At 40.9% G+C, this 13,306-nt stretch carries 12 protein-coding genes, 4 pseudogenes and 1 riboswitch; of the genes and pseudogenes, 7 read left to right on the forward strand and 9 right to left on the reverse strand.

What is annotated here, in order from left to right; genetic code table 11:
- Positions 1–994: 994 nt before the first annotated feature.
- Positions 995–1,996, reverse strand: a complete 1,002-nt coding sequence (locus NLP_RS01380) for a methyltransferase domain-containing protein (RefSeq protein ID WP_104904821.1) — start codon at positions 1,994–1,996, stop codon at positions 995–997.
- A gap of 23 nt (positions 1,997–2,019) precedes the next feature.
- Positions 2,020–2,274, reverse strand: coding sequence for a hypothetical protein (locus tag NLP_RS01385; RefSeq protein ID WP_104904822.1), 255 nt, complete (start codon positions 2,272–2,274; stop codon positions 2,020–2,022).
- A gap of 375 nt (positions 2,275–2,649) precedes the next feature.
- Positions 2,650–2,797: riboswitch (cobalamin riboswitch) on the reverse strand.
- A 314-nt stretch (positions 2,798–3,111) separates the two neighbouring features.
- On the opposite strand from NLP_RS01385, the gene NLP_RS01390 reads away from it, so the two are divergent.
- The 3 genes and pseudogenes from NLP_RS01390 (at position 3,112) to NLP_RS01400 (ending at position 5,872) form a co-directional block, all read left to right on the forward strand.
- A complete protein-coding gene (locus NLP_RS01390; RefSeq protein WP_234017157.1) occupies positions 3,112–4,206 on the forward strand; it encodes a ribonucleotide reductase N-terminal alpha domain-containing protein in 1,095 nt (364 codons plus the stop codon).
- Between the two features lie 63 nt (positions 4,207–4,269).
- Positions 4,270–4,857 (forward strand): annotated as a pseudogene (locus NLP_RS01395) (IS630 family transposase); the annotation flags it as partial.
- Between the two features lie 200 nt (positions 4,858–5,057).
- Positions 5,058–5,872 (forward strand): annotated as a pseudogene (locus tag NLP_RS01400) (ribonucleotide-diphosphate reductase subunit beta).
- Here NLP_RS01400 and NLP_RS01405 read toward each other — a convergent pair.
- Positions 5,801–6,622: a hypothetical protein gene (locus NLP_RS01405; RefSeq protein ID WP_199784737.1), complete on the reverse strand. Its 822-nt coding sequence runs from the start codon at positions 6,620–6,622 to the stop codon at positions 5,801–5,803. The pseudogene NLP_RS01400 and the gene NLP_RS01405 overlap by 72 nt on opposite strands.
- Positions 6,623–6,662: 40 nt before the next feature.
- On the opposite strand from NLP_RS01405, the gene NLP_RS35740 reads away from it, so the two are divergent.
- Positions 6,663–6,845 (forward strand): hypothetical protein, encoded by a 183-nt coding sequence (locus NLP_RS35740; RefSeq protein WP_325034710.1) that lies wholly within the window; start codon positions 6,663–6,665, stop codon positions 6,843–6,845.
- Here the strand turns inward: NLP_RS35740 and NLP_RS35925 are convergent.
- Positions 6,778–6,930: pseudogene (locus NLP_RS35925) on the reverse strand (penicillin acylase family protein); the annotation flags it as partial. The gene NLP_RS35740 and the pseudogene NLP_RS35925 sit on opposite strands and share 68 nt — an antisense overlap.
- Before the next feature lie 11 nt (positions 6,931–6,941).
- Here NLP_RS35925 and NLP_RS35930 point away from each other — a divergent pair.
- Positions 6,942–7,148 (forward strand): annotated as a pseudogene (locus tag NLP_RS35930) (IS630 family transposase); the annotation flags it as partial.
- Between the two features lie 812 nt (positions 7,149–7,960).
- Here the strand turns inward: NLP_RS35930 and NLP_RS01415 are convergent.
- From NLP_RS01415 to NLP_RS01435, 5 genes are all read right to left on the reverse strand, one after another.
- Positions 7,961–8,779: a thioesterase II family protein gene (locus NLP_RS01415; protein ID WP_104904826.1), complete on the reverse strand. Its 819-nt coding sequence runs from the start codon at positions 8,777–8,779 to the stop codon at positions 7,961–7,963.
- Positions 8,780–9,060: 281 nt separating this feature from the next.
- On the reverse strand, positions 9,061–9,288 hold the full coding sequence (locus tag NLP_RS01420; RefSeq protein WP_104904827.1) for an MbtH family protein: 228 nt from the start codon (positions 9,286–9,288) through the stop codon (positions 9,061–9,063).
- Positions 9,289–9,605: 317 nt separating this feature from the next.
- Complete coding sequence (locus NLP_RS01425; protein WP_104904828.1) at positions 9,606–9,932, reverse strand: MbtH domain protein; 327 nt, start codon at positions 9,930–9,932, stop codon at positions 9,606–9,608.
- A 15-nt stretch (positions 9,933–9,947) separates the two neighbouring features.
- On the reverse strand, positions 9,948–10,283 hold the full coding sequence (locus NLP_RS01430; RefSeq protein WP_104904829.1) for a hypothetical protein: 336 nt from the start codon (positions 10,281–10,283) through the stop codon (positions 9,948–9,950).
- A gap of 52 nt (positions 10,284–10,335) precedes the next feature.
- Positions 10,336–11,061: a VOC family protein gene (locus NLP_RS01435; RefSeq protein ID WP_104904830.1), complete on the reverse strand. Its 726-nt coding sequence runs from the start codon at positions 11,059–11,061 to the stop codon at positions 10,336–10,338.
- Positions 11,062–11,425: 364 nt separating this feature from the next.
- Between NLP_RS01435 and NLP_RS32665 the strand changes: the two genes are divergently transcribed.
- Positions 11,426–11,620, forward strand: coding sequence for a hypothetical protein (locus tag NLP_RS32665; protein WP_158680249.1), 195 nt, complete (start codon positions 11,426–11,428; stop codon positions 11,618–11,620).
- 303 nt (positions 11,621–11,923) lie between these two features.
- A complete protein-coding gene (locus NLP_RS01440; protein WP_104904831.1) occupies positions 11,924–12,916 on the forward strand; it encodes a DUF3102 domain-containing protein in 993 nt (330 codons plus the stop codon).
- Positions 12,917–13,306 lie beyond the last annotated feature (390 nt).

Genomic DNA, 13,306 nt, shown 5'->3' on the forward strand with positions numbered 1-13,306 from the left:
CTGAATGGAGCAAAGCGAAATGAAGCATCTATCGGGATTCTTCGTTGCACTCAAAATGACAAATCATACTTGATTCAGCAACGCCCAAATTTATATCTCTAGTCGGTAAGTTGCGTAGTCATCGCCGCACCAATCTAAGTACAGTCCATCATAAAATGGGTACGTAAATCTTACTGCTAGGCACAATTTGTGTGAGTTTTTGACCTAGCGATCGCAATTAAACTGCGTCCACGTTGAAAACCGTAGTTCTGTATGAATAGAAAAACCCTCATCCCCCAGCCCCTTCTCCCAATATTGGGAGAAGGGGAGCCGGAAAGAAGTCCCTCTCCCAAGTAGGGAGAGGGATTTAGGGTGAGGGCAAAAACTACGGTTCTCAACATAGATGAGGTTTATAAATAGACATAGGAGTGAAAATTAATTCTGCGTAGACATTTAAGGGCATTTTGCACATTTGGGATGCTCCCGCTTTAGAGAGGGCGAGAAATTAGCAATAAATTATTTTCCGTGAATTCTTGGTGGTTGCCTGAATTCAACAAACAACTGCCCGAATTCAATAAACGACTGCCCGAATTCAATAAACGACTGCCCGAATTCAATAAACAACTGCCCGAATTCAATAAACGACTGCCCGAATTCAATAAACGACTGCCCGAATTCAATAAACGACTGCCCGAATTCAATAAACGACTACCCGAATTCAATAAACGACTGCCCGAATTCAATAAACCGCGGCGATAATGTTGGTTTAGCAGCGTTCAGCACTAGTTCAGTCTTTTTCTCAAATTCTGCTTCTTGTTTTCCTTTACAAAATCAGAAGCTAAATGTTTAACGCTACCGTGTCATTGCTCACTTCCTCGCCAGATATAGCCTCAAGTTGTGGCTAGCAACTCCACAGCCCGGTCATCAGTCGCAGCAGTAGCCTTCGTGGGAAAAACCAATAAATGGAAACTCAAAATTGGTCACCATCCGTAGGCGCAGCCCGCCGCAGGCATCGCTACCCAACCAAGCTTGAGGGAGTTTCCTTAGCAAAGTTTCTGTCCATCAATTCTGTGCGTGAGTTTCCCCGCACAGCCCGGAACATTCCAAATCGGCACAGAAGAACACCAAACGCCAAACGCATCAGTAAAAGCGTCGGTACCTCGCGCACAGACTTGATGAAACCAGACAGCCCAAAACGCACTAATCCCTCTGGTCGAGCCACTCCTTGCCAAATCGAATCGAACCAAGAAGGAAGGGTTTCTTGCGTCCAGTCTGCCGTAATTACCTCCCCCTCAACTAATTCTGTCCCCACCAAAAGCTCGGAAAAGCCTTCAATGCTGGAAAAAGCTGGATGAGACCACTGATCGAGAAGTTGCCGCATTACTGGTTTCTCCCAAAAATTTAAAGGTTTTTGGCGATCGTCCCTCTGATTCCAGTCAGCTACAACCAAGACTCCACCAGGCTTTAGCACCCGCATTAATTCTCTAGCAAAAACGGTTTTATCTGGCATGTGGGGGCCTGCTTCGATTGACCAGACCACATCAAAACTGGCATCTGGAAACGACAATGCCATCGCATCATCAACCGCAAACTGGGCGTTTAGCCCTTGGGGTGTTAATTCCTGTGCGCGTTTCACCTGCTGTGGACTGATGGTAATCCCTGTGACAGCAAACCCATAATCTCGCGCTAAAATCCGACTGCTGCCGCCAATACCACAGCCAACATCTAAGACGGTAGTACCAGGGGGTAATTTTTCTATTCCACCCCATTTAACCATTTCATGTACAAAGTCAGATTTAGCAGCCAAAAAATCCTTACTTCGTGGCGGCGAACCGTAATGACCGAGGTGAATGTGTTCCCCCCAATAAAACTCTACGATGCCGTCAAGAGTCCATTGATCGTAGGAATTGGCGACTGTGGATGAGGATTGATACTTGCGGGGAGTCAGGAGATAAGCCGCAATTCCAATCACCAAAAGCAGAAGAAAACCAATTACAGAATATAATAACGTTGACATTAATTTTGAACGTTCCTATACGCCTATTTGAGCCGATCTAACGGTTTACTCATTGCTGCTCGTCCTGAATCAGACGAGCGATGTCGTAACCGCCCACGGTCGGCAATCGCAATATAAATCATCCTATACACCGACATTGCACTGTTTTGAACATCTTGAATAATTTTCCCTTGAAGTAGACTGGGCTTGTGTTTATCTTGGAGGAGAGCCGTTTGTTTGACAAAGGGATGAATAGCAGTGGGAATCTTCCCAGCTCGTTGAAGATAGAATTTCGGCATGATAATTAACTGAAGTATTAATTTAGTAACTTAGCAATTTCTATGCGTAATTGGGAAAGTATTTATTCGGTAGTGGAACAAGACTATGTACGTCATACACGCCATTTGCTACCTGTTTTGAATAACTTCCATCTGTTAGTTAATACAGCGTTTCGTTGTTGCTGTGACTATATTTTAAGCGATACTCTCATAGGGAGTGGCTTATAGCGATCGCTGCATCTCAAGACACAACTTGCACCAGAAATTAATCGCTTACCCTCTCATAGAAAGTCGTAATCTGTAGCGTCTTGATATGTGGGGCTATGAGAACGTAAAGCTGAGTAGTTGGAGAATTTTTCATAAAAATACTTAATCTGTGCCTCGCAGATGTACAAAATTTACAAGTCAACTTCGGCGGGCATTCTGACTCACAAGGCTTGCATAGCCTTGATTACAGCTGCGGGACAGCGCCGGATTTACACCGGACTTTCCCCGTTTCCTCTAGCGGCTGTTCCCCACTAGAACCGAGATTCATCTGAATACTAACACAACTGTGATTTGCTTGCATAAAAATCAATGGTCGATCTATACTGGCATTCGTCATTAATCGGGGCAAGTCTCATTCTTTACCAAAGCTTGCTCTAGATTTTTATTGGGCAATTCTTCTAGAAATTTTTCAACCCAACAAACTTTTTCGGGTTGCCAGCGTTTGCTGACATAGTGTTGACGGTTCGATTCCGCTCACCGTCAACCCTTCGGCTACGCTCAGTGTTGACAATTTTTTACATTGCCAAACCTAGTTAACAATTCTTTTCCATTTTTGCAATTATTTTTCTACAATTCATCAACACATCTTGTATGCAAGCTTCATCCACACTTTTTGAGAACTTCACAACGGATATCCATGTTGTTCGTCGTGATGGTTCGACGACAGCATTAGAAATTAATAAAATTCGCACAGTGGTTAATTGGGCTTGTTGCGGACTGTCAGCAAATTCTATTGCTTTAGAAGCACATCTAACAACTCGATTGCGTCCTGGCATAACCACAAGAGAAATTCAAGATAATTTAATTCGCTGTGCTTTGGATTTGTGTAGTCCTGAAGAACCTGATTGGCGCTATGTAGCAGGGCGATTACACATTTGGAGTTTGTGGAAAGAAATAACAGTTAGTCGTGGCTATCAGTACGGGCAATATGCTCGGACTGTACAAACAAAAGTTTTGTCAGAACAATACGATCGCCGCATCTCTATCTACACGGACGCAGAATTAGAGATTGCTAACACTTGGATAAATCCCGACTGGGATGCCGACTATGATTATGCGGGAGCAGTATTACTGACGAAGCGATATCTTCTGACGAATGATCTGCCACAGGAAGCATTTTTAACTTGTGCGTTATTGATTGCCTCCGTGGAAACACCAGAGAATCGATTAACCTGGGCAAAGCAATTTTATGAAGCGTTAGCAAATCGTCAAATATCTTTGGCAACCCCCATTCTAGCGAACTTGCGGATTCCTAATGGTTCGCTAGCCAGTTGTTTCATTACGGCGATGGACGACAATTTAGAAAGCATTTTTGATGGTATTCATGATGCGCCTCGGATTTCCAAAAATGGTGGCGGTGTGGGTGTGAATCTGTCTCGCATTCGCGCAACGGGTAGTTGGGTAATGGGTAAAGCTAATGCATCTGGTGGTGTGGTTCCCTGGATTAAATTGTTGAATGATACAGCGATCGCACCCAATACTTCTTCATCTTTAGTTCAGGGTTGTACAGCAAGTGTTTTACCCGTTTACAGCAAATTCTTTTATGAAAAGTGGGCAAAGGGTTCAGTACCGATCGCACCGCCTTACATTCGGGATAATTTATGGTTTTATGTCGAAAATAAAACACTGGATCAGAAAAAAGTGGTGCGGGCGATCGCTTTGCAGAGCGTACAGGGATTGATGTAAGTATTACTACAATGCATCGTGCGGTAGAAAAATTAGCTTTACGCTGTAAAAAAAACTCTTTATGCAAGTGAGCAGGATACACCACGAGTACAGGAATTACGGCATGACTATCGTCGTTGGTTAGATAAAATTGACGTGCGAAATTTAGTATTTGTCGATGAAGCCGGATTAAATTTATCAATGTCGCGCTTGTTTGCTCGAGCAGTAAAGGGCGAACGGGCAGTTGGTAGTACTCCTGGAAGCAAAGGGGGGAATGTTTCTTTGATTGGTGCAATAAATATTGATGGACTAGTTGCTGCAATGACTGTGCCAGGAAGTACAAATACTGAGGTATTTCTTACGTATGTAACTCAGGTCTTAGCACCTCAATTATGGAAAGGAGCAATTGTTGTAATGGATAATCTTAAGGTTCATCATGCTGAATGTGTAAGGGTTGCAATTGAGTCAGTGGGTGCAAAAGTCAAGTTCTTACCTCCCTACTCTCCTGACTTATCACCCATAGAACTTTGTTGGTCTAAACTCAAGCAATTTCTTCGTTCCTGTGAGGCCCGTACTTCTGAATCACTTAATCAAGCAATGGCTGAAGTTGTAAATTATGTTACCGAAGATGATACTTTCGGTTGGTTCAATCACTGTGGTCTATTTACCTGAAAACTGCTGTAAGCGTGAAAACTAATCAAAACAGAATTAAGATGTACCAACCAAGACAATCATTAATGCCGATTAATCCCGTTTTCAATCCGAACGGGAATGATGATACAGGAAACCGTTTGATATGGTTCGGGGAGACTACGAACTTAATGCAATTAAACGACGTTCGCTACTCGTGGGCTGTGTCTCTCTACCGTCAAATGCGCGAGAACTTTTGGATTCCCGAAAAAATAGACATTACTCAGGACGTAACAGATTACGTCAATCTCACGCCTGGAGAACGACGTGCATTTGATGGCATCCTTAGTTATCTGACGTTTCTCGATTCAGTACAAACCTGTAATGTGCCTCACATCAAAAATAGCGTGACTGCACCAGAAATAGCGCTGTGTATGGCAGAACAAATTTCCCAAGAGGCGATGCACAATCAGTCTTATCAATACATTATTGAGACGGTGATTCCCAGCGATCGCCGTACACACGTCTATGATTTTTGGCGGAGCGATCGCATTCTCAAAGAACGATGTGAATTCATCGCTGGACTATACCAAAAGTATGTCGATAACGCGACACCAGAAAATTATTTCGTATCGCTATTGGCGGATTACTTGTTGGAAGGGTGTATTTCTACAACGGGTTTATATTTTTCTACAACCTGTCATCACGAATACTCATGTCTGGGAGTGCCGATATCTTTAGAATGATTAATCGGGATGAACTCTCCCATGTGCGGCTGTATCAAAAATTGATTCCAGAAGCGATGCAAGTTTTCCCCCACAGCCGCGAACAAATCTATGAAATGTTTGCTCTAGCTGTCGAGCATGAATGCAAGTGGACAGGACATATTGTCGGAGATGATATTCTGGGGATTACGGCAAACAGTACAGAACAGTATACAAAATATCTGGCAAATGCTCGCTTGAAGGCGATCGGTTTAGAGCCATTATTTCCAGAAGCTATCTACAAGAAAAGCCCATATCCTCACTTGAACATCAATTGCAGTTTCGTATTCTGACTGACTCAATTCACCCCGTTTGTAACGCATTCGGAGTTGGCGAACTTCAGAAGTTTGGGGAAAGGAACCAATTGTGGTTGTTGGGAACAGAGGAAGCGAAATTTGGGAATCAAGCCGCAATCCATAGGATAAGGAGCGCTGAAAATCATCAGTCTTCAGAGTTTTAAGTCTTTCTTGAACTGACTGATTTGCTGGATTAAACTCCTCAAACTTACTCCAGCTAGTCTCGATCAATTCTTGCTCTGCTTTAGTATTTTCTCCTGTTATTGTCCGAGCCAAGAAAACCACTTCTTGAAGTTTCTGTTCAGCAAAACTCAAGACGTTACGTAGTGGTGATGGTAATCGTTTTTCTCGTTTGGCATCGTAGGGAACAAATTGTAAGGAAGCAGATGGTTGAATATGTAGATATGTCCCATGTAAAGTCTCTACAATATCTTGTAAAATGGGAATAACTTTCTCGGAACGAATTTGCCAAATATTTCTTGCGTCTATAATCCCTGCACCTAGTCGCTTCTTTGGTGGGAAACCGTAAGTTTTAATTAACTCTAAGTTGCGTCCGCGTGTCAAGTCTAAGCTAATAGCAGCAACGGGTAAATCTATCACCCAAGGGTAAGTTTCACCTAAATCATCAAAATAAGTAACCAAGTGTACGGGTATTCCAACTAACGAAAGTGATTGATAAACTGTTTGGAAGTGTTCTTTCCAAGAATTAGCGTCACCTAAAACAAGTGCAGGTTCATGTATTTGCACTTCTTCTACTCCCAGATTTTTTAATTCAGTAAGTAGGTTTATGTATAAACACTCTTGTTATTTGAACAAGCTAGGCTTGGAAGACCAAGAAGAAAGTTTGCCTACAGTATTGGAGAGAATATCGGACTTACTTCCACATAGAAGCGTAACTGGCAATGGGGATTTGCCAATAACATGGCCTTACCTCTGGCAGAACGTGAAGGTGCGATCGCCCAACCATTAGATCCTGCTTTTGATTCCTGCTGTTTAATACCTCCAATCGTTCCTGGGTTAACAACAAAAGTAAAATGTAGAACTCGATGTAGATGAATATCAAGTTACTTGTATTCGATTTGCGCGTCATGATCCAACGCAAAATCCTGTAGAGGATATCTGGTTGCACGCTAAAAACTTTATTCGAGAGTTTTACCACTTATGCAAATCATTTCCTCATGTCAAGAGATTATTTGAACTTGTTACTCATCATCAAGTTTTTGACTTTCCAAAGATATTTATGTATGGTTCATTTTTTTCACAACTCATTTAGGATTGCTATATTCATTATCAATTATCTCTGTATCTAAAAATTCTGGATTTAAAGCTTGATTTGGAACTTATCTGAAAGTCATTTTCAGATATTTTGCATAAGTTGTATTACCAGGAGTGTCGCATACTATCTCCGTAAAGAATTCATAAAAATCAGTTTGCAATGTACAAGTATTAAATATCCCTGCTGAAGGTAAAACAGCAAAATCTACTAGTTGAGCAGTATATATTTTTTGATATTTATTGACAAATTTAGGTAAATACTTGCGAACTAGAGCATACCGATAATGAAAATACTTTTGTTGTCTTTTAAATCCCTTAAGAGTCTTATAATTTATTCCCAATAAAGAAGAGGTACTCATATGCAATCCTAATTGAAAAACTTCTTATACCAACAATATTCAATATCGCTTAATCCTTAAACGGAAGTGAAAAATTTGTAAAGGTATGCCTTCAAAGTATTGTATTTGGTTGATTAAAACAGAATTTATGAATCATAATTCAGCATGAAATTGGAATCCTAATGTCGAACCCGAAGAGCGGATGAATAAGTGGTGAAATATTGCGCTCAATCGTTCGAGTACAGTCTCTGATAGAAGAAGGAGAAGATTTAGCGGCCTCTAATTAGCGGCGATTCTGTAGCAAGATCCCGCAGGGTATCCGCCACTTTGTTGTTCTGAATTCCTCCTCAACTAGGGAAGACTTTTATTTCCACTCTGCTCAAGGATTGTGTAAATACTGATTGAAAAAATCTAAGTGGATAATACATTTTACTAATTAAAAATGCAAAGCAAAATCAAGAAGAATACAGAGTCAATCAGAATTCTCCTGTACATGGTCTATTTTACTGGTAATTTGCTGTAGTTCTTGAGAAAGTGACTGTAGCAGGAGTGATTGGGCTGAGTGTAAAAAGAAATGATCGCCCCTGAACATCTGTAGTGAGAATACAGCATTTGTCTGTTCGCGCCAAGCTTGAAGTTCATCATAATTAACCTCTTGATCCTGTAAGCCACCAAAAGCAGTAATAGGACAATCAAGTGGTGACTCGGTAGCATAGACATAAGTTTCTAGAACTTCAAAGTCTGCTCTTAGAATTGGGACAAGAAGTTGCATTAATTCGGCATTTTCCAGCAGTGCTTCGGGAGTACCATTGAGACGGCGTAGTTCTTCTATGAACTCAGGTTCACTTAGAGCATGGATAGGTGAATCTGGATCGGGAATTTGTGGAGCGCGGCGGCCGGAAACAAACATATGTACTGGTTCAAGACCGTACTGTTTGCGGAGTAAACGGGCTAGCTCAAAACTAACGATCGCTCCCATGCTGTGACCAAAGAAGGCGAATGGCTTATTTAAATGTGGAAGCAAGCCGGGAGCAAACTGATTCCTTGTCAGCGCTTGGGCGATCGCACCCACAAGAGGTTTTAGCCGCGAAAATGGGGCTGACTTCATCTGGGTTCCTCGTCCAGGAAGTTCAATAGAGCAAACTTCCACAGTTTTAGGTAGACTCTCAGCCCATCTGCGAAAAATTACAGAACTACCACCTGCATACGGGAAGCAGAATAAACGCACTGAAGCCTGAGGATTTGGTTTGGTATATGTTAGCCAGGAGTTAAATGTTTGTGTGGTTGTCATATTTTCATGTCGAAATTGCACTTTTATTTCGTGTACCCCTCCGCGGAATTAAGCTACGCACAGTGGCGACCACAAGAGAAGACTGTCACAAGTCATTTATTCTTTTTCCAACAAGACGCTTGAAGAAGAATTTAGAATCCAGGAATCAGAATGAAGATGCTTTCTACAAGACGCTATTGCTAGCAAGATCCCTGTAGGAGTACGTTGCTTCGGTCAAGAGTCCAGAGTTTTTTTATCTTTGACTCTTGACCTTGGACAAGCTTTACGAAAAATCAAATGCGTTATGATTTACCCGCAGCAGCTTCTTCCATTTTCTTGCGAAGACTAAGTGGTCTCATATCAGTCCAAACTTCTTTGATGTAATCTAGACATTCTTGTTTCAAACCACTTTTGCCAGCATCCTTCCAGCCGAGTGCGTTTTCTCGCTCAGCAGGCCAAATCGAATACTGTTCTTCATGATTGACTACAACTTTGTAAATTGTTGTGTCTTCTTTGTCGTCTTGGTACATAATTTGTCTCCTTCTATTTAATTGGCTATGCTTTCTAAGATTTGATAATCCAGTACTTCAGTACAAAAAGTTAGTAGTCGGCTGCTCTAGCCGTCGTTTAAGCAATAAAGTGCTTACTACTAACTCGTTTAACCTCTCATAATTACACTTGGCAGACTACTAGTACTAACTGCCTATAATTCCTAATACTCGCATGAAGGCGAGAAGGAAACTACGTAATTAAGTTTGAACAAGGGTTTCAGGCATTTCAAATGGGTGGTTTATTTACCCCGATGTCTATTAGTCTAAGTCCCGTTAATAATTTGCACGGGGAAATCTCACGATTCCACTGGTTCAAGGTGTCCCTTACCTTCTAAACTTGCCAGTTCAATATCTGCAATACATCGAACTTTCACGTAATTCAGTGTCAAGTTCCCAACCAGATGAACCCTCCCTGTTTGATGCTCAAAGTCAGCTTCTTGCAAATTAGATGCTTCTGGGTCGAGTCTGACACCTAAATCAGTACCTCCGCTAGTATTTGTGAATTTGATATGTACGTACCCTCGGTCAATACTTTCTTTCAGTGCTATAGCTGTTTTTTCGGGTCGTAAGCTTGCTTCAACAGAATGTTCCCCGGATGACAAACGTTGCACTAATTCATTCATACAGATGTCTCCCTCTTAAGAGTCACTTTCGTTTTTATTTGTTGATGCTTGTACAAGTACAGGCTCGTAGACTGGAATCTCAAATGCTAAGGTCTTGTGGCAAAACTCCTTCCATTCGGAAGTTATATTGTCAAAAATGATATTCTCATCCTTGAAAATCCCATCAGTCACTACGTAATTTTCTTGTAGGTAAAGAAAGTCATCATCAGTTAACTGTCTATTACTTTCGACTTCCTTACCCTCAACTGATTTGTTTTCTCTCTTAGTATTTTCAGCACACTCAGTCCACTGACTGAACTCACGTAATTTTTTCAAAGAGTAAGCTTTGCAATACTTTCCCATTGTTGCCATACTAATACCTCAGTTTACATTCTTTTCGCTAGTGATGTTATCAGGCTATGTTTTAATATTTCAACAAAATTGGCAGAATTGGTCGTGCATCGAGATTTTTTTCTCTGATACCCTCGTCAAAGGTTAACTCTAGTAGTGGGGATTCCCCCCGTTCAATAGCGACAGCACTGTGTGTACTAAGCAGAGACATAGCATCAGTCAAATGTTTGTCGCTATTAATTGTGATTTTTACGCTCGTTAGTTTTTTTACACCCAAGGGATGAGAAATTAACTTCTGATGCGCTGTTAATGAGGGATCAAGCCAAGCTGTCAGAGCAATACTGTCAGGAATCATAAAGCAAAAAGGTTCTTCCTGATTCACAAGATTTTCTGCTGCAAAACTAATAGACATCTGCGAGCGCATCCACTCAGACAAGTATAAATTTGAATGGGATCGCAAGTTGCCATGATTAAACTTCCTACGTAGACCGACACCAAAGGGTGATGCTCTTGTATGCTGCCCATGAAGACGACTTAGCGTATGAACGCCTGTGTCTACAGACTGCTGTTCCACTAAATGTTTATCTTCTATCCAAATTAACTCAAGATAAGTATTCTCAAAAAAAATTATTTTTGAGGCTGTTCCTTGTTTGAAATGTTGCACCGCCTGATTAGAGCAGTGAAGACCAAGTTCTTGAAGAACTGAAATACTTTCAGCGTCTTTGGTCGTACAGACAAAAATGTGATCTACCTCTAGAAAAAAATCATCCGCGCTTACCTGGGGTGACGTTGTTTGCATAGCAACTAATACGAGGCTTTGATTTTTTTTGCTGGACTCAAATCTAGACTCTAGCTAGATAAAGAGATTTGCCTTGCTCAGGAACCCGTGTGTGGAAAGTTAACTCTTAGTCTCTAAGACTTATAACCTAGAGACTACTTTGGGTAAACTTTACTTACCCGTACTAAAACAAGTGGAGTTGTTGGAAGTGTAATAGATTACTGATCCCACAGGTGTTGTGCCACTAGTTAGGAATATTACTTAAGTCGAACTATACATAATTTTGGTATTAGAAGCTAGGTTTTATTTTTTGTCATTGTCAATAGAGTCAGTTCACTAAATCCAAAAGTTTTGCAAACTAAAAAAAGAATCAGGGTTTGCGCCAATGTTTGGGAAACTGGTAATCATCAGTGGTTGCGATGGCACAAAGCACCCGCAATATACGATCGCTCCTCAGTCAATCCATAACAAAGTTAGCCAACAGGTAGATTCTAAGGTGATTTTAGAGGATTGTATTATCCATCTCAAATCAAGGGCTGGTAAGACCTTTGGAAACCTTTTTCATCTTTTCTCAACTTAATAATAAAGATTATCATTAAGTTGAGAAAAGATCAAGCTACTGTATTTCCTTCTCCTTCTTGAACGTGATTATTATTCTTCTTGTATAAAAAACTATGTCCACAAAGGGAATGGGGAGCAGATGTGGCAGTAAGTCTTTCCTCTGTGCCGTATACCTCTGCATCTTGTACGTTATGGCGCTTTCAATAAATTTATTTCATTTAGACGTATTGACAAAAAATATTTAAATTTAACTTTCCACGGATAATAATCAATTCATGATTGACTATGATAAATTTTGTGTAGAAAATAGTTTAGATAAATTGTGAGCAAGTTAAAAAAACAGACTGAAGTAGTCACTGGCTTCGACTATGAAATTTTGGATTCTGAACAGCGTCTTGTTATTCAGCAGCGAACTGGAGAAATTAAAGAGCGCTTACGGCGTTCAGCACAGGATATTTGGGAAATTGGTCAGAAGCTGGCTGACGTGCGTTCTCGGCTCAAACACGGACAGTTTGAGACTTGGCTGAAAGCTGAGTTTGGTTGGAGCCGACGGACAGCTTACAATTTTATTAATGTTTATGAAACATTGGCTGAACGTGCAAATTTTGCACAAATAGATATTGCCACGTCTGCGCTTTACCTTTTGGCAGCACCATCAACTCCACAAAACGTCCGCGAGGAATTTATACAACGTGCTCATGAAGGCCAAACCATAACTCATAAAAGTATTCGTCAAGTAATTGAGTCGGAAAAATCGAAGTCTGTCTCTCCTCCTGCGTCCTCTGAGCCACAGCAATCTCTTACTTCTAAACCAGAAATTGTGACTATAATTCCGAAGCAGGTAGTTAAAGCTGAAACACCAGCTTTAGAAGTTAATGTAGCAAAAGCTACCTCAGTTTCGCCTGTTATTGTGAATCTTGATGAAATCCATTCGGGTTGGTTTTTACTGGAAAAGCAACATTTTCTGTTCTGTGGCGATACAGCTTCACCACAATTTATCGAACGCATACCCTTTGCTACGCTTGCTATTGCCATTACCTCTGATGACTGGGATCACGATTGGTTAGTTGAACGGGCGAAGAGTGTGATTATCTTTCCGGAATCAGATTTAAAGGAGCAGCTGATTGAACAGCTAATCAAGATGTTTACGGTATCTGGGGACATAGTGATTTTTCCCTGGCTACCAAGTGCGGATACCATCGAAATCGCTCATCAGCTAAATCGGCGAGTGTTTGCGGGAGATCCGAGTATTGAGCGTTGTCGTCAGGCGATCGCACAATCCCGATTAACAATTGATCCATTAGACTATCCTTAGACTACGGAATTTCATCTTCAGCTAAAATCAGGCCATTGAAAGCGCCAGAATGTTTCCAGCCGTTGACATCTATCAAAAGTCATAGAACATTTTGATAATAGTCTAAAATGACACGTATTTAAATTATTGATAATTATTCGCTATTAATTACAAGATTGCAAAATGCCACAATCTCTAGTAATGTAATAAAGTCTAAATGAAAATTACTAGCAATATATAAGTTTGCATGACTAAGTTACTAATTTCGCCCTGTCTTCCCTAAGCCAGCATTCAGGTCTGTTCAAGAGTTTTCGCAATTGAACTAAATAATTCTGTAAAAGCAGCACTTTGAGCGATAAAGAGTTGTCAATGTTTGTGTTTGCTGTATGTGAGTAAATTTTTATAACTTTA

The organism is Nostoc sp. 'Lobaria pulmonaria (5183) cyanobiont' (assembly GCF_002949795.1).
GTDB lineage: Bacteria > Cyanobacteriota > Cyanobacteriia > Cyanobacteriales > Nostocaceae > Nostoc.

Coding starts and splice junctions, on each gene's coding strand:
- NLP_RS01415 (WP_104904826.1), bottom strand. CDS start 8,779: ATGACAACCACACAAACATTTAACTCCTGGCTAACATATACCAAACCA.
- NLP_RS01390 (WP_234017157.1), top strand. CDS start 3,112: ATGCAAGCTTCATCCACACTTTTTGAGAACTTCACAACGGATATCCAT.
- NLP_RS35740 (WP_325034710.1), top strand. CDS start 6,663: ATGTATAAACACTCTTGTTATTTGAACAAGCTAGGCTTGGAAGACCAA.
- NLP_RS01430 (WP_104904829.1), bottom strand. CDS start 10,283: ATGGCAACAATGGGAAAGTATTGCAAAGCTTACTCTTTGAAAAAATTA.
- NLP_RS01425 (WP_104904828.1), bottom strand. CDS start 9,932: ATGAATGAATTAGTGCAACGTTTGTCATCCGGGGAACATTCTGTTGAA.
- NLP_RS32665 (WP_158680249.1), top strand. CDS start 11,426: ATGTTTGGGAAACTGGTAATCATCAGTGGTTGCGATGGCACAAAGCAC.
- NLP_RS01435 (WP_104904830.1), bottom strand. CDS start 11,061: ATGCAAACAACGTCACCCCAGGTAAGCGCGGATGATTTTTTTCTAGAG.
- NLP_RS01380 (WP_104904821.1), bottom strand. CDS start 1,996: ATGTCAACGTTATTATATTCTGTAATTGGTTTTCTTCTGCTTTTGGTG.
- NLP_RS01385 (WP_104904822.1), bottom strand. CDS start 2,274: ATGCCGAAATTCTATCTTCAACGAGCTGGGAAGATTCCCACTGCTATT.
- NLP_RS01420 (WP_104904827.1), bottom strand. CDS start 9,288: ATGTACCAAGACGACAAAGAAGACACAACAATTTACAAAGTTGTAGTC.